The following is a 19647-nucleotide window of genomic DNA, read 5'->3' on the forward strand; positions in this document are numbered from 1 at the left end:
GCTCCTCGCCCGTTTCAGGGGCTGCCCAGGATCAGCCGGTCCTCCCCCGCGAACCGGTAGTCCGGGATGGGCAGGTTACGGCGGGCGTTCTGATCCGCGTAGACCCGCCCCGCCCCGTCATAGCGTCCGCCCCGGCAACGATCGACGAACCCGCCACTCCAGCCATCGGCTTCGTCCGGGTGCACCAGATCCAGCTCGCAGCCCAGGTCCGTCCCCTCACCGATCACCACCAGCCATTCGGGGCGAAAGCTGCGCAGCGGCAGGTCCAGCCCGTCCGGCTGCTGACCGCGGCGCGCAGCGGGATCGACCAGTTCCTCGTCGCTCGCCAGCGCGCCCTGCCAGGCCGCATCCCGGTGGACCACCAGGACATGCCGGTTCCCGTGGACAAAGCGCCCCGCCTCGCCCGGCGCGATCTCCGCAAGGTCCACCCGAAGGGTGTCGCCACGGGTGTCCACCGATCCGGAAAATGCATACCGCAGCATAACCCCCACCAGCAGCAAGGCGGCCCCCAGCACCATCAGCTTCATGAGCCCGCGGATCCGCACCCGCGTCAGTGAATCGTTCCCGGTTTGCACCCTGATCTCCGTTTTTCTCGCCCACCGGCGAAAACGCTTTGCCTGAGCCCTAGTCGCCCCTACACTATGCGGCATGAAAGGACCCAACCGTTCCAACCGCACCTACGTCGGCCTGTACAACGACATGTACGGCGGCATGACCCCCATCGGCAATTTCATCCGTGATGCCTGGGTATTCGGCATCCTCCCGGAGACCGAAACCTGCGACGGCTGGGATGTCTCGCGCATCCAGATGCTGCACGACCAGGTCAATGCCGAATGGGACAAGTACGACCTGCGTATCAGCAATCTCCCGCCAGAACTTCGTGAACGTCATGAACGCATCCATCAGGAAGCGATCGAGCGCGCCCGGGAACACGGCTGGGTCGCCGGACAGGACATCGATAGCGAGATGGGCGACGACGCCTGATGGTCGCCGGCGAGCCCCTGATTCGCCCCCTGATCGTCATCGCCAGTCTGCTGGGCGGGATCGCGGTCGTGCTCGGTGCCTTCGGCGCCCACGCCCTCCAGGAACGCCTTTCGGAACACGCCCTGACGACCTGGCACACCGGCGTTCAGTACCACTTCATCCATGCCCTGGCCCTGCTGCTGGTCGCCGCCCTGTGGGCGCATCTGGCCAACGGCTGGGCCGCCGCCAGCGCGGTGGCCTTCGTGATCGGCATCCTCCTGTTCTCGGGCAGCCTGTACGCCCTCGCGCTCGGGGCACCCCGCATCCTCGGGGCGATCGCGCCACTGGGCGGGACGGCCTTTATCCTCGGCTGGGCGGGGTTGGCCATTGCCGCCTGGCGCGGCTGACCTAGGGAGACGCTGATTGAATCGCACGTCCGCGTTGGTGCCCCCTGTTTTCCGAGACAAGGCGCGTCGTGCAGCGGGTAGTGGTTCTACCCGCAAGCGGCGCAACGCAGGATCGGGGAACAGGGGGCTCCAACCCCACAAGCTATTGAAAGCAGGGGCTCGGCCGCTTTTGCGTGGGAACGGCGTTGCGGTTCCCTTGTGCAGAGTGACTGCACGGCAGTCACCGCGCCTTGTTCGCACGCAAAAGCGACTCGAGCGCGGACGTGCGATTCAATCAGCGTCTCCCTATAATCGCGCCCTGCCTGACCCCAACCTTCACCACCGGACCGAGCGCCCCATGAGCCAGACCTCCTTCGCCGTATTCGCCGAGAAAGCCCTGGACGACATCCAGACCCGCCTGAGCGACCAGAGCGCGCTGGACGACCTGGATATCGACCTGATCGACGGCGTGATGACCATCGAATTCGACGACGGCGCCCAGCTCATCCTGAACCGCCAAGAGGCCGCCGAGCAGATCTGGCTGTCCTCCCCCGAGGGTCCGGCCCACTTCGGCTATTCCGAGGAGGAAGGTGCCTGGATCGATGACCGCAACGGCGAAGACCTGCACGCGACCCTGGTGCGCGTGATCGAGCAGAAGCTGGGCGTGCCGGTCGAACTCTGAGGCGCCGCCGCCGGGCGCCCGAACTCGACAGCTCCTAGTCGCCCTTGCCCGACCCCTTGTCCGTATCGTCCTGCCCGGCTGTGGCCCGATCCGTGGGCCGATCAGCGGCGGCGGGCGGCTCGTCTTCCAGCGCGCGCAGGTGCGCCTCGACCTCGGCCAGCACCGGGTGCGGCTTGTCCTGTTCCAGCGCCACGTCGATCGCCCGCAGCGCCTCCACCGCCTGCGGGTCGCCCCGCAGCGGCATGCGTGCCACCCCCAGCGCCAGCATCCGGAACTGGCGGAATACCAGATAGCTGACGGTCGCCACTACCAGGGCACCCCACATGTTGTCCTGGAACCAGAGCCACACTGCTACACCGTAGCCCCCGAAGGTCAGCACGAAGATCCCCAGCGCAACACGGTGGGAACGGGCCACGATGCCTTCCAGCACCTCGCGGTTGCGGATCACGAAATCACGTTCGAAATGCAAGGGGCAGTTTCCTCGGTTCGGGGTGTCGTCAGGGACGCGCCGGCTGCTGCGCCCGCCAGCGCTCGAAGGTCGGGTATTCCTCGTAGCCCCGGGTCAGCACGTAGTCCATCACGTTGCGCAGTCGATTCAGGTGCACCACGGAGTCGATGCGGATGATCTCTTCACCCTGCTCGTCGAAGAAGATCAGGGTCGGCGCCCAGTGTATATCCAGCGCCGCCGCCCACTCCTTCGGGTTCGTGCGTTCCCCGCCGGGCGTCAGCACCGGGGTATCGGCATCGTCGGCATCCAGCTGCACCGCATCCATCAGCGCGATGCGTTCCAGCACCTCGTCCTGTTGCAGCGGCTCGGAATGCAGGATATCGCAGGCATGGCAAGCCTCGCGCTCGAAGAACACCACCAGCGGCCGATCCGCAGGGATCCGGCTGCGATCCAGCGCATACGGCGGGTTCGCGAAAAAGTCGCGCTGGTTGATGTCGTCCAGGTCAAATTTCGGCGGCGGGTCGGCCCGGTCCAGGTAGTCGCGGAAGCCCCCCTCCCGGTCGTGGCGGTCAATCACGTACTCCAGCAGCGCGCGAAAACGATACGGCGGGTAGTAGCCACGCATCTGGTGGATGCGCTCGCCCTCCTCGTCGTAGAAGGCAATCGAAGGGGTGAAGTTGAGCCGCTGTTCGGCCGCGTAGCGCCGCTCGATCCAGGTCTCCCCATCGAGATCGGTAACTTCCCGCGTCCCCAGGGCATCAATCGCGACGACATTGAAATGCGCCGACAGATACTCGCGGATGTCGCCCTGCGCGAAATTCTTGTCGAACAGCGCCTCGCAGTAGGGACAGTCGTCCATGCCGAAGTAGACCGCCAGCCCCATCTTGCCCTGCTCGACCGCATCGTCCAGGTCCTCGCGCAGGTCCAGGAAACTCAGTTCGAACCAGTCCGGCGTATGCAGGCCAATCGGCCGCGGCGTGTCGTCAAAGACCAGTCCTTCATCCGCCCCGGCCCCCTCGTCCGCCGGCACGGGCGACGCCACAAGCATCCACGCCAGCATCATCAGCGCGAGACCGGCCAGCAGGCCGGGATGGCAAATTCGGCAAGACGGGCGTTTCACGTGGGCGGTTTTCCGAAAGGGCCTGCTACTCGGACGGCGGCTCCAGCACCGAGGTTCCCCCGAGATACGGACGCAGCTTTTCCGGGATCCGGATGGAGCCATCCGCCTGCTGATGATTCTCCAGCAACGCGACCAGTGCGCGCCCCACCGCCACCCCCGAGCCATTGATGGTGTGAACCAGCTCGGGACGCTCGCCGGCCTTCGGCCGGAAGCGCGCCTGCATACGCCGGGCCTGGAAGGCCTCGAAGTTCGAGCACGACGAGATCTCGCGGTAGGCATCCTGCGCCGGCAACCAGACCTCGAGGTCGTAGGTGCGCGCCGCGGCGAAGCCCATGTCACCAGCGCTCAGGAGCATGACGCGATAGGGCAGTTCCAGTGCCTGCAGCACGGCCTCGGCGTGCCCCAGCAGGCTCTCGAGCGCCGCATCGGAGTCTTCGGGACGAACAATCTGCACCAGCTCCACCTTCTCGAACTGGTGCTGCCGGATCAGGCCGCGCACGTCACGGCCGTAGCTGCCCGCCTCGGAGCGGAAGCACGGGGTATGGGCCACCATCCGCAACGGCAGCTCGTCGGCCTCCAGGATCTGGTCCCGCACCAGGTTGGTCAGCGTGACCTCGGCCGTGGGGATCAGGCGGTAGCGCTGATCACAGTCCACCGAGAACAGATCCGCGTCGAATTTTGGCAACTGGCCGGTGCCCTCCAGCGACTCGGGATTCGCCAGGTAGGGCACATAGGTCTCCTGGTAGCCGTGCGAGCCGGTGTGCAGGTCCAGCATGAACTGGGTCAGCGCCCGGTGCAGCCGGGCCATCTCCCCGCGCATGACCACAAACCGCGACCCGGCAACACGAACGGCCGCCTCGAAATCCAGCCAGCCGCCCGGCAGACCCAGATCCACGTGATCCCGCGGCGTGAAGTCGAAATCCGCCGGCGTACCCTCGCGCCGGATTTCCACGTTGGACTTCTCGTCCAGACCGTCCGGCACATCCGCCTGCGGCAGGTTGGGGATCCACATCAACAGCGCGTCGAGTTCCTCCTGCACCCCATGCAGGTCGGTCTCGCACTGCTTGAGCTCGTCGCCCAGACGCCCGACCTCGGCCTTCAGCGGTTCGATGTCCTCCCCCCGGGCCTTGGCCTGACCAATGCCCTTGGAACGGGTATTGCGCTCGGCCTGCAGCTCCTGGGTGCGCACCTGCAACGCCTTGCGCCGGGCTTCCAGGGCCTCGAAACGTTCGCGGTCCAGGGTGTACCCCCGACGCTCGAGCGCGGTGGCGGTCGCGTCCAGATCCTGACGCAGGCTGCGGATATCAAGCATGACGGCTTTCCAGTACGGGGTTGCGGGAACGACGGGGAAGTCTACGGTTGCGGCCCCGTGGCGTCCACGGGCACCACCCGGTCGCTCACGAAGCCATCGCCCCCGGGGACGCACACCCCGCACAGCCCGGCGGCCGCGGCCACACCGGAACCCCGCCCCATCCCCATCCCATGCGCAGTTCGCGGAAAAGACCTACAGTTTATGCGATCACATCGCGTGCACCCAGCAGGCCCCTACCATCGAAGCCATGAGCGCACATCCGTCCATCGACCCGACCGAGACCGCCACGCAGGCACTGGCCACGGTCATCAACACCCTGGCGACCGCGCTGCCCGCCGATGCCCTGGTGACCGAGACCGCGGAACGCCGCGCCTACGAGTGCGACGGCCTCTCTGCCTACCGCCAGATCCCAGGGGCGGTCGCCCTCCCGCGCACGCGGGAAGAACTCCTGACCTGCCTGCAGGTCTGCCGCGAACACGGGGTGCCGATCATCCCGCGCGGCGCCGGCACGGGGCTGTCCGGCGGCGCACTGCCGAGCGAGACCGGGCTGCTGCTGTCCATGGCACGCTTCAACCGCATTCTCGAGATCGACGCGGACAATCGCTGTGCAGTGGTGCAGCCGGGGGTGCGCAACCTGGCGATCTCCGAAGCCGCGGCGCCGCAAGGGCTCTACTACGCCCCCGACCCCTCCTCGCAGATCGCCTGCTCCATCGGCGGCAACGTCGCCGAGAACGCGGGGGGCGTGCATTGCCTCAAGTACGGGCTGACCGTGCACAACGTCATCGGGCTGGAGATCGTCACCCTCGACGGCGAGACCATCCGGCTGGGCGGCAAGACCCTGGATACCGCCGGCCTGGACCTCCTCGCCTTCATGGTCGGTTCCGAGGGCATGCTGGGGATTGTCACCGAGGTTACCGTCCGGCTGCTGCCACGCCCGGAACGCACCCAGGTTCTGCTCGCCAGCTTTGCCGACGTGGAATCGGCCGGGCGCGCCGTGGCCGGGATCATCGCCGCCGGCCTGATCCCGGCCGGGCTCGAGATGATGGACAACGCCGCCATCCGCGCCGCGGAGGACTTCGTCCACGCCGACTATCCGACCGACGCGGCGGCCATCCTCCTGTGCGAGCTCGACGGGACCAATGCCGAGGTCTCGGAGGACATCATGGTCGTGCGCAAGAAGCTGCTGGACCTGGGCGCCACCGAAGTGCGCACCGCCCGCGACGATGCCGAGCGCGCCCGCTTCTGGGCCGGGCGCAAGGCGGCGTTCCCCGCCGCCGGCCGCATCTCGCCGGACTACTACTGCATGGACGGCACCATCCCGCGCCACCAGCTTGGCATCGTTCTGGAACGCATCAACCGGCTGTCACAAGAGCACGGCCTGGGGGTGTGCAACGTGTTCCACGCCGGCGACGGCAACCTGCACCCGCTGATCCTGTACGACGCCAATCAGCCCGGACAACTGGAGACCGCGGAGACCTTCGGTCAGCAGATCCTCGAGCTGTGCGTGGAGGTCGGCGGCACCGTCACCGGGGAACACGGCGTCGGTGTGGAAAAGCTGGACGGGATGTGCGTGCAGTTCGCCGCCCCGGAGCTGGAACAGTTTCACCACCTGCGCCGTGCGTTCGACCCGCTGGGCCTGCTCAATCCCGGCAAGGCCGTCCCCACCCTGGCACGCTGTGCCGAGTTCGGGCGCCAGCATGTACACGGCGGCCAGGTGTCGCATCCCGATCTGCCGCGTCTGTAGGATGCCAGCCTCAACCCCACCGCACGCGACCGCTACCATGTCCGCCACGACGCTGGCCACCCCGCTGGCCGACGAGTTCTCCGGTGCCGTCGATGCCACCCTGAACGCGCTGCAGGCCCTGGTCCCACTGGACATCTGGATGCTGACGCGAGTCGAGGCCGACGACTGGATCGTCCTGCACACACGCGGGCGGGCCCCACGCTTCCGCCCGGGTGCCGCCTTCAGCTGGCAGCACTCCTACTGCGTCCACATGCACGCCGGCGAGGGGCCGAACGTGGCCGCCGACGCGCGCAGCGTGCCCGCCTACGCCAGTGCCCCGATCAATGACATCGCGGCCATCGGCTGCTACGTGGGATTCCCCCTGCACGACGCCGAAGGCCAGCTGTTCGGCACCCTGTGCGGTCTGCACCCCGAGCCCGTGGATCCCGCCATCGAACGCCACGAACCGGTCATCCGCGCCCTGGCCGAATCCCTGAGCCACGTGCTGCGCCTGAGCCAGCGCGCCGAGGTCCTGGACCGCCTGCGCCAGCACACGGCCCTGTCCGTGCACAGCGACCCGCTGACCGGGGTCCTCAATCGCCACGGCTGGGAGCTCGCGCTGGAGGCCGAAGAGACCCGATGCCAGCGGCTCGGGCAACCCGCCGGGATCATCGCGCTGGATTTCTTCCCGCGGGGCTTGTCCTCCGAAGGGGCCGAGGGCCACGACGACACCGAACTGGTGCGGGCGATCCTCGCCCTGCAGGAGCGGGCACACCCCACTGACCGGATCGGACGCCTGGGTGGCGGCCGCTTCGCCCTGCTCGCGAGCGAGATGAAGAACCCATCGCTCGCGGAACGCGCCCGATCACTGCAACAATACCTGGCGGATCAGGGCATCCCGGCCAGTGTCGGGTACGCAGCACGCGAACCGGGCACCGGCAGCCTCGCAAGCGCCCTGCAAAACGCCGCACGCGGGAAACGCAACGCGCCACAACCCACGTCTCCCTGAACCACCCGTCCCGCCCCAGCGCTCGCTCGACAGGACACACCATGGCCCGGACCTTCGACCCAGCCGACCCTTCGCACACGCCGTTCAATCTCGGGGTCGATCACACCCTGAAGCTGCTCCACCGCCTCGCGCCGCTGGATGTCTGGATGCTGACCCGCATCGAGGACAACGAGCAGATCGTGGTGCGCGCCGACGACCACGGCTACGGGATTGAACCGGGCACCGCCTTTGACTGAGGCAACTCCTTCTGCATCCGCATGCTGGCCGAGCGCGGCCCGCGAATCGCTCCGGACGTGACACAGGTGCCCGCCTACCAGGATGCACTTGCCGCGCAGACGGATCCACCCGCCATTGGCAGCTACATCGGCTTTCCGGTACACGACCGCGAGTACGGCATGTACGGCGTGCTGTGTGCAATGCATCCCGAGCCCGTCTCCCAGGCGATCGAATCGCGCGCGGGAGAGATCGAGTCCGCGGTTCAGGTGATCGAGGCACTGCTGCGACAACGCCGCCACATCGACGAACGCGAACGCGAAGCGCTGATCCTGGAGGCCTACAACGACAGCCTGACCGGTACCCGCAACCGCCGCGGCTGGCAGATCGCGCTCGATGCCGAGGAACAGCGCTGCGAGGATCACAGCCTTCCGGCGGGCATCATCGCCCTGGATCTCGACCACCTGAAGGCGGTCAACGACCATGAGGGCCACGACGCCGGTGACCGGATGATCCAGGCGGCGGGCCAGGCGCTGCGGAGTGCCAGCCGCGAGAACGATGTGGTCGCGCGCCTGGGCGGCGACGAGTTCGGCGTGCTCCTGCCGGAGACCCCGGCGGACTACCTGCCCGAGATCGCCGACCGGCTGCGCGCGGCGCTCCTGGCGGCAGGTGTCGAGGCCTCCATTGGCTACGCCTGCCGCACCGTCAGCGGCTCGCTGGCCGCCGCCCAGAGCAACGCCGACGCCGCCATGTACGCCGACAAGCGCCAGCGCCGCGGCCCGTCGGCCCACTGATCGCCGCCAGGGAAGCACTGACTCATGGTTACGCGCGTTGCGGCCCGCCTGCGCCCCGAAGTCGCGCAGGTGCCGAGCGGCGGGTATCCAGAACCGGCGGCCCGTCTCGCTCCGCCCCGCCCGAAACCCGCTGCCGCAGGCCCGCCTTTGGTTTACCATTGAGGCCTTCGCATCCGGGCGACCCCAATTCTACGAGGCCGTTTCATGAGCAAAACCGTCACGCTGACCGACAACACCACGGGCAAGAGCATCGAGCTGCCGATCCAGGAGGGCTCGCACGGCCCCAACTGCCTGGATATCCGCGCCCTGTACAAGGAGCTTGGCTACTTCACCTACGACCCGGGCTTCATGTCCACGGCCAGCTGTCGTTCGGACGTCACCTTCATCGACGGCGACGAAGGCACCCTGCTCTATCGCGGCTACCCCATCGAGCAACTCGCCTCCGAGAGCACCTACCTCGAGGTCTGCTACCTGCTGCTGAACGGCGAACTTCCCTCCTCCGACGATCTCCACGACTTCTCGCGCATCATCAAGGAACACTCGATGCTGCACGAGGCGGTGCGCCGCTTCTTCGACGGCTTCCGCCACGATGCGCACCCGATGGCGATCATGGTCGGCGTAGTCGGCGCCCTGTCGGCCTTCTATCACGACAACGTCGACGTGCATAACCCGGAGCACCGCCGCATCGCCGCGCACCGGCTGATCTCCAAGATGCCGACCATCGCCGCCTGGTCGTACAAATACGCCCACGGCCAGCCGTTCATGTACCCGGATAACAACCTGTCCTACACGGCCAACTTCCTGTCGATGATGTTCGGGGTCCCCAGCGAGCCCTACCAGCCGAACCCGGTGTTCGTGCGCGCGCTGGACCTGATCCTGATCCTGCACGCCGACCACGAGCAGAACGCCTCGACCTCCACCGTGCGCCTGTCCGGCTCCTCGGAGGCCAACCCGTTCGCGGCCATCTCCGCCGGCATCGCCTCGCTGTGGGGCCCGCTCCACGGCGGCGCGAACGAGAAGGTCATCCGCATGCTCGAGGAGATCGTGAACTCCGACAAGAGCGTCGAGGACTTCGTCGCCCGGGCCAAGGACAAGAACGATCCCTTCCGCCTGATGGGCTTCGGTCACCGGGTCTACAAGAACTACGACCCGCGCGCCAAGATCATCCGCAAGATGTGCCACGAGCTACTGGAAGAGATGGGCGACATGGGCGCCGACAACCAGCCGCTGTTCGACGTAGCGATGGAGCTCGAACGCATCGCGATGGAGGACGACTACTTCATCGAGCGCAAGCTCTACCCGAATGTCGACTTCTACTCCGGCATCATCCTGCGCGCGATGGGCATCCCGCTGAACATGTTCACCGTGATCTTCGCCCTCGCCCGCACCGTCGGCTGGATCTCGCACTGGAACGAGATGATGATGGACCCCGAATCCCGCATCGGCCGTCCGCGCCAGCTTTACACCGGCTACCCCTCCCGCGAATACGTCGCCATCGAGCAGCGCTGAGCCAGAAGACCCGGCAGGCGTACCGATCGGCATGCCCTCCAACCGAAAAAGGGCCAGCCCTCAGGCTGGCCCTTTTTTGTGTGCCGGACATGCCCGGCGGTCAATCAGCGAAAGATGCTCTCGTGCCGGGTTTCCATCATCTGCGGTGCTTCCGGCGGGCACACCGAGTCCGGCTCGATGCGTGCACGCTCGTCGACCAGCCCCAGATCGGCAGCCGTCGGCATATCCCCACGCGAAATCTCCAGATACTCAAGCAACCGGCCAAGGCCGTTCAGCGCCCGTGCCTTCGCGATTTCCATGTCGTGCTGCGCGTTGATATAGGCGCGGCTCGCCTCGAAGTACTCGTTCTCGGTGTCGAGTAGGTCCAGCAGGCTGCGCTGGCCGATACCGAACTGCTGTCGGTATGCGGTCCGCACACGGTCCGAGGAATCGCGATGCTGACGGAGGAAACGCAGCTGGCTTTCCAGGGAACGGACGTCGTTGTACGCCACCGATACGGTCTGACGGACGTTACGGCAGACCACTTCCTGTTGGTCACGCGCCTGATTGAACTCCTCCGTGAACTGGCGTACACGCGCCTGATCCGCTCCACCCCGGAAGAGGTTGAACGTCATCATCACCATTGCCGAGGTGTCGTGGACCCGGATGTCCTGCCGCTCCAGAAGATCGTTCTCGTAGGCGTGACGCAATTGCAGGTCGACCCGGGGGTGGAAGGCCGCACGGGCGACGTTGCGTTGCTCCTGCGCCGCCTCCATGTTCCTCAGGGACGCAAACATGGCCGGGTTCATGGTGACCGCCTCGGTCAGTGCCTCCTGCACCGTACCCGGGATGGGCTCTTCGGAGAACGTCCCGACGAGATCCGCCCGGCCATCGGCTGGCATCTGCCCGACCACGCGATAGTAGCGAGCATTGACATCATGCAGGTTCTGTCGCTCGGTCAGAAGATTGGATTCCGCAAGCGCGAGGCGGCCGGCCGCCTGTTCCAGATCCACGCCCCGGCCAACCCCGCGCTCGGTTTGATCGACGATCTGATCGTAGACGTCTTTGTGGGCGTCGTAGTTTTCCTGCGCCAGATCCACCAGCAGCCGCTGACGCTGGACGTCGGCAAACGCCCGAACAGCCTCCAGCGCAATATCCTCGGTCGCCTCCCGCAGCTCGAAGAACCGGACACGCTGGATCTCGCCAAGACGATTCACCTCGCTGGCAGTCTCGAACCCGTCATACAACATCTGCGTCAACGTAATATCCACGCCGCGCGGGTTACGCGAGAAGGTGTCGAAACCGTCGTCACTGTAACGCTGCCGCTGGTAACCCGCGCGCGCGTTGAGATCGATCTCCGGCATGAATCGGCCGCGCGCACCAGTCTGCTCTTCGCCGGCCGCACGAAATGCGTGCCACTGCGACTGGACCTCCGGATTGGACAGTACCGCCTCCATGGCGGCGTCCCGGAGTTCCTCTGGCGGCGCTGCATGCGCAGACACCCCCACCGCCATCGCCACGGCCGCCGTCAGGCCGACGAGAGCCCCCTTGCTGATCACAGTCCCGAATCGCTTCATCGCTCTTGTCCTTTCATTTGGCACGGACACCCCCCAGAACGACCTCTGCCGGGCTTTTTTCTTGCCGGTCAGAAAAGTTCTGGTTATCAAAACTTTTGAATACTAGGGACCACCCCCAGGTGGCACAACTCTCGCTTCCTTCGCCGGCTAACGCTCGCTAAACGGAAAACGAAAAAGAAGTGATATTAAGGATGATTTTCTCTTTGCGAATCTGGCTTTTGCCGTCAGCGTAGCCCATCATCGGGTGTGATGCGTAATCCGCTTTCACCGGAGGGCACGCCCACGTGCTTCTGTCTTGTGCCCGCACCCCCTCACAAGTGACCCGGCTGCTCGGCGTCGTGCTGATGCTGGCGCTGGGCACGTGGACCCTGGGTACTTCCGACGCGGGGCTCGAAGACTTCGCGCAACTGGAGGAGGTCGCCGCCATCCGGTACGGCCCGGAGACCGCGGAGCGGGTCCGTGAATGGCGCGAGTTGCTCGAATCGCTGGCAGACGAAGACGAGCAAACCCAGATCGCACGGGTGAACGAGTTCTTCAACCGTCTATTGCGTTATCAGGACGATCAGGTCACCTGGGGCCAGGAGGACTTCTGGGCGACGCCGCTGGAGGCCATGGACAAGGGTGCCGCCGACTGCGAGGACTACTCGATCGCCAAGTACGTCAGCCTGCGCAAACTGGGCATCCCGGATGAACGTCTGCGGCTCTTTTACGTGCGCGCCCGTATCGGCGGCCCGGGCAGCAACCTGAGCCAGGCCCATATGGTCCTGGGCTACTTCGAAACTCCGCGCGATGAGCCCCTGGTTCTCGACAATCTGATCACCCGTATCGAGCGCGCCGGGGAGCGCGACGATCTGACGCCAATCTTCTCGTTCAACAGTCGGGGCCTCTGGCCCGACGGCGCATCACAATCACAGGCCGACCCGACGGCCCGGCTGTCCCGCTGGCGCCGGGTCCTGGAACAGCTGGCGGAATACGGTCTCGATCTTGAACAACCCATCAACCCGACCCCATAAAGAGGGCGCAGGCATGACGTTGAGAAAACAACTCTGGATCGCAGTGGCCATCATCATGCTGCTCGCGCTGCTGGTGAGCATCGTCGCCAGCACGTTGTCGGCACGCAACTACCTGGCCCAGCAGATCCTGACCAAGAACATCGACAACGCCGCCTCGCTTGCCCTGTCGCTTTCCCAGCTGCCCAAAGACGACACGACCGTCGAACTGCAGATTGCCTCCCAGTTCGATACCGGCCACTACCGCCGTATCCGGCTCGAGGATCCCACGGGCGATCTCATGCTGGAACGACGCAATCCCGAAGCGCCGCGGGGTGTCCCGATGTGGTTCATCGACACCCTGGATTTCGATGTCCGCCCCGGGGTGGCACAGGTGTCCGACGGCTGGTCGTCCTTTGGCACGCTGATCGTCGAGAGCCAGACCAATTACGCATACGAAGAACTCTGGGCCGGCACCCTTCGATTGACGGCAATCTTCACGGTGGGGCTCCTGGTCATCGGTTTACTGGGGTCGTTCCTGCTCGGACGACTCATCCAGCCCCTCCGGCAAGTCGTGGACCAGGCCGAAGCGGTCGGTGCACGCCGCTTCATTACCACCCCGGAACCGCGCACATGGGAATTCCGCGCCCTGGTACGTGCCATGAACCAATTGACCGAGCATGTCCGCGCCATGCTCGTTGAAGAGTCGAGACGACTGGAACGCCTGAAGACCCGACTGCAGCACGATGACGTGACGGGCCTGCTGGCTCGGGAGCCCTTTCTCGCCCGCCTGCAGGCCACGCTGGATAACCGACATGCGGGTTCCTCCGGCAGCCTCGTGGTGCTCCGCATCCACGACCTGGCCACGATCAACCAGATCGTCGGCCACCAGAATCTCGATGCGCTGCTCGCGCGAATCGCGAAGGTCGTGGAACAGGCCGTCGCCCATACCGAGTATGGCGCCGCCGGACGGCTCAACGGCTCCGACATCGCGGTCTTTGGTGACAGTATCGCGGACAGTCACCGCTTCGCGCAGTCCCTTCTGGGCGGCGTTCGGGATGCGCTCGGCGACGACGCACCCGACGCCCTGACGCTTCATGTTGCCGCGACCCTCTACCACCCTGAAGACACCACCGGGGAGGTTCTTGCGCGAGCGGATCTCGCGTTGGCACGGGCGGAACTGGAGCCCGGCGATGCAGTCGCCCACGAGCCCCATGCCGCCCTTCCCTATTCGGACCAGCATCAATGGCGGGCGGCCATCACCGACGCGCTAGACCAACACGGGGTCGAGCTGGGCCGGTTTCCGGTGATCGATGCCGACCAACAGCTGATGCATCACGAAGCGCCGATGCGCCTGTTACTCGACGGCGAACGGCGACCCGCGGGCTATTTCATGCCCTGGGCCGTGCGCCTCGATCTGATCCGCCGGCTCGACGACGCCGTCCTGGAAGCGGCCCTGTCTCAGCTGCAATCGCCCGACGAACGCCTGGCCATCAACCTCTCGGTCGACAGCCTGCGTGACACCCACTTCCGTCAGGCCCTCGAGTCCCGGTTGCAACTCGAACCCCAAGCGGCGGGGCGCCTGTGGGTCGAGTTCCCGGCTCGTGGTGCACTCGCACACCCTGCGGAACTTCGCGATCTCTGCCGCATCGCGCGCCTGACGGGGTTCACCGTGGGGCTCGAGCACGCAGGACCGGAAGCCTTTCAGGCGCACGACCTGACCACCTTTGGCCTCCATTATGTCAAACTGCAGGCTTCCCTGGTCCACGGCGTGCATCGCTCCAGCGAGACCCAGGCCCTGATACGCGGGCTTTGCACCCTGGCCCACTCCATCGGGATCCTTGTGATCGCCGAAGGCTGTGACAGCAGCGACGACATCGAACTGCTGATGGACGCCGGCATTGATGCCGTCACGGGGAGCGCCGTCCGGGAACCGACGCGTTAGGGAGACGCCGATTCAATCGCGCCGGATCGCTGGCTTCCGCATCTTCACTCGTGCACGGAGCCAGCTGGCCGCCCTGACCGGGCCAGCGACGGCCCGGTACTCGCCCCGCACGAACCCGCCTTTCTCAGGGATTCCCTTCCGGCACAGAAAAAGGCCCGGGCCGCACCGCGGCGCCGGGCCCTTGATCCCGATGGCAGAGACCGCTACTGATCGATAGAGAGGTGCCCGTTATCGATCAGGGTCTGGATAAAATCGTACGACGAGTCGAAGCCATCCATGCTGATCCCTTCCAGCGTGATGGCGTAATCGGCACCGCCCGCGTCACTCCCCAGCATGCCGCCCGAGCTGATGTGCAGCACGGTATCCTCGCCCTGCGCTTCCGCCATCAGGTACTGGTCGATCGTCTCCTGGCTCGCGCTGGACAGGAGCTCGCCGAGCGTGATCTGGGCACCGGGGTCGTTGCTCTCCAGGCTGAAGCCCTGGATCACGAAGCGCGCCGGATCCTCCATGCTGCCTTCACCACCCTGCGACACGACAAAGATGTCCTGATCCGAATCGACCGTCAGGAAATTCGCACCGAAGGAAAAGGCCTCTTCGCCACCCGCGGGATAGAACTCCGCATCCTCGCCCTGACCCACCTGCACCGAAAGGTCGACTGGCTTCACCGCGAACGCGCTTTCGTCCCCACTGGCTCCAGGACCCGTACTCCCGCCCTGGAATGCAATGAAGGCGAACGTCTCGCCACCAAGCTCCAGGAAGCCATTCTCATCCACATCGCTGGCCAGATCGCGGGCATCACCGATCCGCACACCCTCGGCGTCGTACAGGTGATAGGAACCGCCGTTAATGGCGCCCTGGACCTGGAACACGGCCGTATCGGTCGGGCTGACCAGCGTAAAGAGCAGGGCCTCGCCGAACTCGATCGCGTTGGGGTCATCCGAAGCCCCTTGGTGGTCGATCGCGAAAAAGCCATCCTGATGCGAGACGGCTGCACTCTTCGAACCGGTCTCCTTCAGGTTGTTCGCATTCGCCATCGTCCCCTGAACATCACTGCCGCCAACCGTGTGGGCAGAAGCCATCAGATCCGGCACCAGATCCGGCGGCTCTTCGCCACTCGGCTCGGGCACGGGAGCCACGCCACTACCGGTATCCACGAGATCGTCCATCCCGGACAGGACCACCGTGCCCTCGATCGTTACATTCAGCTGATTGCCATCCACCAGGCCGGCGCGAATCGCTGCGGCCCCGGCCTCGGTCAGGACCACCACCCAGTTGCCCGAGCCGTCCTGGGCCAGCACCAGGTAGGCTGTATCCCCACCCACGATGCTGTAGGCGATCGCCCCGGCCAGTGATGGGTCCAACCCGTCCAGATTCAGGACGTGAGACACATCGAAAACCACGTCACCCGCCGCGGCGTCATTCGCATCTTCGTAGCCGTATCCCGCTGTCACCGACACCGATACCGCAAGGGTCGGATTCGCGACAGGGGGTGGATCCACGGGCGGCGGATCGACAGGCGGAGGCTCGATCGGCGGGTCTACCGATGGATCGGTCGGTGGCGTACCAGGCGGAATGCCCGTCTCGACCGCTTCGCCCCCGGGGACCGCTACCGTCTCGCCCAAGCCATCCGGCCGACCGAAGGCGTTCACCGGGAAGGTGTAGTTAATCGGCTCCACAGGCTCGTTGATACGCGCTACGCGGACAAACCCGCCCCCTTCGCTCTCACCGCCCTCCAGGCCGGCTGCGGGAGGTGCGATCAGCGCGTCCAGCGACTCACCGCGGTCGAGGGCGGCAATCACCTCTTCCGCCGTCGGGATCTCCGGGTTATCGGCCCGCCCGCTCTCTGCCAGGGCCTCGCCCATCAGGGCCTGCTGGCCCTCGCTGAGCGAGACAGCGACACCGTCCATCCCTTCCAGTTCCACCGATGCGCCGCGCAGCGGGATCACTTCCTCGCCCGCATACACCGGGTCGCCCACCGCAAGCACTCTCGAGTTGCCCTCGGCATCCCGCGCAATCACCGTCCCGGTCAACGCTTGTACGGTAGCCACCACAGCATTCACAGCCATTGTCCCCCTCCTACGCCGATCCTGCAGACCGGCCCATACGAACGCTCTCGCGTCCCGTCTCAATCCAGTTGTTGCGTATCACCCGATTGAGCGACCACAGACACACTCGACCCTATCGCGCCTCGTCTACTTGCCGACGGGCCTAAAGCAGGCCCTCATCGTCTTCCACCAGGGTCAGACGTTGCGCCGAGGCGCGAAGATCCTTGCGCCCCAGCAGCTTCTTCTGTGCGGCCTCCGGCAAATCCGTAAACCGGATCACGCCTTTGTCCGTGAGCACCTCGACCAGGTCCTCCAGCACGCGAATCAGCTCCAGGTCGGAGGCCTGCAACGCCGCCGGCGCTGCCTCCCCACCATCCCCGCCGAGAAACGCCAACATCTCCGGCGCATCCGCTGCCACGAACTCCGTGCAATCGGCATTCGCCTCGCGGCTCACCTGGTCGATCCTGCCTTCCGTATCCCGTCTCACATACATGCGCGGCCCCTCCGGCCGTTTCCGACTCAGCTTCCCAGACTACACCCCCAGACACGAAAAAGCCCCGCCGATTTGCACCGGCGGGGCTTTATCTACGACCGCTTACTGGTCGATCGTCAGCTGCCCGCTATCCAGCATATCCTTGACGATATCGTCGCTGTACTGGACGTCCTTCAACGTGATGACCTGATTGGCATTATCGGTGTCACCATTCAGGCCGCCCTGGGAGTTGACGTAAAGCTTGGTGTCGGCGCCCTCCTGCTCGGCAATGATGTAGTCGGCAATGTTTTCCTCGCTCTCACCCTGAAGAAGATCCTTCAGGTCGAGAACGTTGTCGCCATTTCCAAAGTCGGTCACTACATCATTGGCGGGCGCGTCGCTCGTTCCTTCGTCACCCGCATTCCAGCGGAAAATGTCGTCTCCAGCTCCACCGGTGAGGATGTCGTCGCCACCACCCCCGATGAGGATGTCGTCGTCGTCCGTACCGATAATAACGTCACTATCGGAGGAGCCTTCGAATACATTGTTGGGGCTGAAGGTCAGATCAAACGCCCCCGAATCGCTCCCGCCATCACTTCCCAACGGGTCACCGTCACCATCCATTGCTTCGAATTCAAAGGGAATGCTGAATCCGGACCCTTCACCCACGAGGCTACCAAAACCTCCGATACCGAAATTACCGGATCCCGGACCATGCGAGATGTGGATTTCGTCAAATGCGCCTACGCCCGACACTGTCGTGCCCGTTCCGTCTCCAACCAGCTCGCCATCGAGAAACACGCTCCATGCAACGTTCGCACCCGGGCCTTGTTCGCCCCAGGTCTCGAGTTCCAGCGACTGCAGGGTTTCACGGACATCTGTAGTTCCGGCCTGGACGAATTCCGCTTTCAACGTTTCTCCCGAACCGATGCGTGGACCGCTCCCGACACCGAAGGAGTTAGCGGAGAAGTTGACGGAGGTAGGATCCCCCCCGGAGTCCGTAGCAGTAAATCGAATGGCCAGATCGGACCCAGCGCTTTCCATCACTTCTCCCGTATTCCCCCCATTTTGAGGCGCAAAGAACCCTAGATCCTCGGCATTGATTGCATCCAGGTCCTTTTGCAGTGAGACGGTGTACAGTCCAGTCTCAACATCCAGTAATGCCGTGAACACCACGGTATCTTCGCCAATGAAACCCGTTAATGTCCCATCACTGGATTCGAACCATACTTTTTCACCCCCGGACGTCAGGTTCGTGGTTTCGCCTGGTGTCCCTGAATCGACAAGGATGTAGTCTTTGCCGTCGTCATGATCGATGTAGGCTTCGTTTATAGTGAATGAGGTAATCGAAGCGCCATCCACGTCTGCGCCAATTCGCAGCCCGGAGTCACCAGTCAGGGTGGTACCGGCTTCCGTGCTCAGCACGCCAGTGGTTGAATCCTCCACGACCGGAACGTCATCCACAATGGTGACATTGACCGCATCATTCGCGGTACCACCGTTGGTGTCCGTGACCGTGACATTAATAGCATCTTTCTGCAGTTCGTCACGCCCCTGCTCTGGATGGTCGGCTGCATCGGTCAACGTATAGCTATAGGTGACGGTGTAGATTCCGTCATCGTTGCCGGTAAAGCCAGTGATCTCCAGCGTGCCCTTGGAGGTATCGACACTCAGCGGGTTGGCTTCACTCGCGTCATTGAGCTGATCGATATTGAACGTCTGGTTGAAATCGGATCCGGCGAACGTCAGGCTGGCGACGCCCGCGGAAGCCGTAATAGTGAACTGACCGTTCTGCGTCAGCGCATCCTCATCCGGATTCGTACCATTCGCCAGGTTCGCCTCGTCGACCGTCACGTCCGTATCACCAAGCCCTGTGATCTCGGGTCCAGGAACGGGGTCGGAATCCGGCACGGGCACCTCAATCGCCGCCTGCGCATCATCCGTCAGGACGAACGGGTTCACACCACCATCCGCGATGGTCACTGTGCCCTCGACCTCCGCAGCCAGCTCGTTGCCCGATACCTGACCGTTGCGGATCGCCTCAGCACCGGCGTCGGTCAGCACCACATTATTGCCGTCCAGAGCCAGATAACCGCCGCTGTCCTCGTTCAGCGACAGAGCGATCTCGCCCGCCAGGTCGCCGTCGATGCCATCAAGGTCCAGATCGGTCGTGACCTCGAACACCACATCATTCTCGGCCGCCGACTGCGGCCAACCGTCGGTCGTGCCATCCACCAACTCCAGGCCAACCGTCAGCGTCGGTTCCGGTGTCGGTACCTCCTCCAGGCCAGCAACATCCTCGTCCGTTAGCGTGAAGCTATCCACGTCCTGCGTGCCGGTCACCGTCACACTGGCACCCGCCGGGTCAAACTGGCCATTGCGGATCGCCTGGGCACCATCGTCCGTCAAGACGATGGCGTCGCCCGCCTCGTTCAACGCGAAGTAGCCTTCGTCGTTGCCATCGGTGATCTCATAGCTCAC

The 19647-nt window shown here is 64.8% G+C and carries 16 protein-coding genes and 1 pseudogene; 9 read left to right on the plus strand and 8 right to left on the minus strand.

All coding sequences use genetic code 11. The annotated features are described in order from the left end of the window. Positions 1-14: 14 nt before the first annotated feature. Entirely contained in the window at positions 15-575 is a 561-nt protein-coding gene (locus tag F793_RS0103210) for a hypothetical protein (protein WP_018875614.1), read from the minus strand. Positions 576-648: 73 nt separating this feature from the next. On the opposite strand from F793_RS0103210, the gene F793_RS0103215 reads away from it, so the two are divergent. The 3 genes from F793_RS0103215 to cyaY all read left to right on the plus strand — a co-directional run bounded on the left by F793_RS0103215 (position 649) and on the right by cyaY (position 2031). Beyond that, positions 649-984 (plus strand): hypothetical protein, encoded by a 336-nt coding sequence (locus F793_RS0103215; protein ID WP_018875615.1) that lies wholly within the window; start codon positions 649-651, stop codon positions 982-984. Next, positions 984-1370, plus strand: a complete 387-nt coding sequence (locus F793_RS0103220) for a DUF423 domain-containing protein (protein WP_018875616.1) — start codon at positions 984-986, stop codon at positions 1368-1370. The genes F793_RS0103215 and F793_RS0103220 overlap by 1 nt, the downstream gene beginning before the upstream one ends. 337 nt (positions 1371-1707) lie before the next feature. After that, positions 1708-2031 carry an iron donor protein CyaY gene (gene cyaY, locus F793_RS0103225; protein ID WP_018867024.1) on the plus strand — a complete coding sequence of 108 codons (324 nt, stop codon included), beginning with the start codon at positions 1708-1710 and terminating at the stop codon, positions 2029-2031. Positions 2032-2065: 34 nt separating this feature from the next. Here the strand turns inward: cyaY and F793_RS0103230 are convergent, their stop codons facing one another. The 3 genes from F793_RS0103230 to serS all read right to left on the minus strand — a co-directional run bounded on the left by F793_RS0103230 (position 2066) and on the right by serS (position 4911). Next, a complete protein-coding gene (locus tag F793_RS0103230; protein WP_018875617.1) occupies positions 2066-2500 on the minus strand; it encodes a hypothetical protein in 435 nt (144 codons plus the stop codon). A gap of 28 nt (positions 2501-2528) precedes the next feature. Further along, complete coding sequence (locus F793_RS0103235; protein ID WP_018882014.1) at positions 2529-3542, minus strand: thioredoxin fold domain-containing protein; 1014 nt, start codon at positions 3540-3542, stop codon at positions 2529-2531. An 82-nt stretch (positions 3543-3624) separates the two neighbouring features. Continuing rightward, positions 3625-4911: a serine--tRNA ligase gene (gene serS, locus F793_RS0103240; protein WP_018882013.1), complete on the minus strand. Its 1287-nt coding sequence runs from the start codon at positions 4909-4911 to the stop codon at positions 3625-3627. A gap of 247 nt (positions 4912-5158) precedes the next feature. Between serS and F793_RS0103245 the strand changes: the two genes are divergently transcribed. The 4 genes and pseudogenes from F793_RS0103245 (at position 5159) to F793_RS0103265 (ending at position 10159) form a co-directional block, all read left to right on the plus strand. Beyond that, positions 5159-6655 (plus strand): FAD-linked oxidase C-terminal domain-containing protein, encoded by a 1497-nt coding sequence (locus F793_RS0103245; RefSeq protein WP_018882012.1) that lies wholly within the window; start codon positions 5159-5161, stop codon positions 6653-6655. 37 nt (positions 6656-6692) lie between these two features. Next, a complete protein-coding gene (locus tag F793_RS0103250; protein ID WP_018882011.1) occupies positions 6693-7643 on the plus strand; it encodes a diguanylate cyclase domain-containing protein in 951 nt (316 codons plus the stop codon). Positions 7644-7684: 41 nt separating this feature from the next. Continuing rightward, positions 7685-8650: pseudogene (locus F793_RS0103260) on the plus strand (diguanylate cyclase). Positions 8651-8854: 204 nt separating this feature from the next. Further along, on the plus strand, positions 8855-10159 hold the full coding sequence (locus F793_RS0103265; RefSeq protein WP_018867031.1) for a citrate synthase: 1305 nt from the start codon (positions 8855-8857) through the stop codon (positions 10157-10159). A 104-nt stretch (positions 10160-10263) separates the two neighbouring features. On the opposite strand, the gene F793_RS0103270 is transcribed toward F793_RS0103265, so the two are convergent. Further along, positions 10264-11652 (minus strand): TolC family outer membrane protein, encoded by a 1389-nt coding sequence (locus F793_RS0103270; RefSeq protein WP_026280836.1) that lies wholly within the window; start codon positions 11650-11652, stop codon positions 10264-10266. A 401-nt stretch (positions 11653-12053) separates the two neighbouring features. Here F793_RS0103270 and F793_RS0103275 point away from each other — a divergent pair, with 401 nt between their 5' ends. Together F793_RS0103275 and F793_RS0103280 are read left to right on the plus strand one after the other, a co-directional pair. Further along, a complete protein-coding gene (locus F793_RS0103275; protein WP_038032697.1) occupies positions 12054-12728 on the plus strand; it encodes a transglutaminase-like cysteine peptidase in 675 nt (224 codons plus the stop codon). 13 nt (positions 12729-12741) lie between these two features. Continuing rightward, on the plus strand, positions 12742-14649 hold the full coding sequence (locus tag F793_RS0103280) for a LapD/MoxY N-terminal periplasmic domain-containing protein (protein WP_026280835.1): 1908 nt from the start codon (positions 12742-12744) through the stop codon (positions 14647-14649). 203 nt (positions 14650-14852) lie between these two features. Here the strand turns inward: F793_RS0103280 and F793_RS0103285 are convergent, their stop codons facing one another. From F793_RS0103285 to F793_RS0103295, 3 genes are all read right to left on the minus strand, one after another. Further along, a complete protein-coding gene (locus tag F793_RS0103285; RefSeq protein WP_026280834.1) occupies positions 14853-16715 on the minus strand; it encodes a retention module-containing protein in 1863 nt (620 codons plus the stop codon). 142 nt (positions 16716-16857) lie between these two features. Beyond that, positions 16858-17187 carry a hypothetical protein gene (locus F793_RS0103290; protein ID WP_018877497.1) on the minus strand — a complete coding sequence of 110 codons (330 nt, stop codon included), beginning with the start codon at positions 17185-17187 and terminating at the stop codon, positions 16858-16860. 102 nt (positions 17188-17289) lie between these two features. Beyond that, a partial coding sequence (locus F793_RS0103295; RefSeq protein ID WP_018882006.1) for a type I secretion C-terminal target domain-containing protein occupies positions 17290-19647 on the minus strand: 2358 nt, incomplete at its 5' end.

It is taken from the genome of Thioalkalivibrio sp. ALE22 (assembly GCF_000381445.1).
In the GTDB taxonomy this organism is placed as follows: Bacteria; Pseudomonadota; Gammaproteobacteria; order Ectothiorhodospirales; family Ectothiorhodospiraceae; genus Thioalkalivibrio.

Bases quoted from the DNA above. Each gene is read 5' to 3' on its own strand.
- F793_RS0103285 (WP_026280834.1), bottom strand. From the start codon at position 16,715: ATGGCTGTGAATGCTGTGGTGGCTACCGTACAAGCGTTGACCGGGACG.
- F793_RS0103265 (WP_018867031.1), top strand. From the start codon at position 8,855: ATGAGCAAAACCGTCACGCTGACCGACAACACCACGGGCAAGAGCATC.
- cyaY (WP_018867024.1), top strand. From the start codon at position 1,708: ATGAGCCAGACCTCCTTCGCCGTATTCGCCGAGAAAGCCCTGGACGAC.
- F793_RS0103270 (WP_026280836.1), bottom strand. From the start codon at position 11,652: ATGGCGGTGGGGGTGTCTGCGCATGCAGCGCCGCCAGAGGAACTCCGG.
- serS (WP_018882013.1), bottom strand. From the start codon at position 4,911: ATGCTTGATATCCGCAGCCTGCGTCAGGATCTGGACGCGACCGCCACC.
- F793_RS0103245 (WP_018882012.1), top strand. From the start codon at position 5,159: ATGAGCGCACATCCGTCCATCGACCCGACCGAGACCGCCACGCAGGCA.
- F793_RS0103220 (WP_018875616.1), top strand. From the start codon at position 984: ATGGTCGCCGGCGAGCCCCTGATTCGCCCCCTGATCGTCATCGCCAGT.
- F793_RS0103235 (WP_018882014.1), bottom strand. From the start codon at position 3,542: ATGATGCTGGCGTGGATGCTTGTGGCGTCGCCCGTGCCGGCGGACGAG.
- F793_RS0103280 (WP_026280835.1), top strand. From the start codon at position 12,742: ATGACGTTGAGAAAACAACTCTGGATCGCAGTGGCCATCATCATGCTG.
- F793_RS0103290 (WP_018877497.1), bottom strand. From the start codon at position 17,187: ATGTATGTGAGACGGGATACGGAAGGCAGGATCGACCAGGTGAGCCGC.
- F793_RS0103215 (WP_018875615.1), top strand. From the start codon at position 649: ATGAAAGGACCCAACCGTTCCAACCGCACCTACGTCGGCCTGTACAAC.
- F793_RS0103250 (WP_018882011.1), top strand. From the start codon at position 6,693: ATGTCCGCCACGACGCTGGCCACCCCGCTGGCCGACGAGTTCTCCGGT.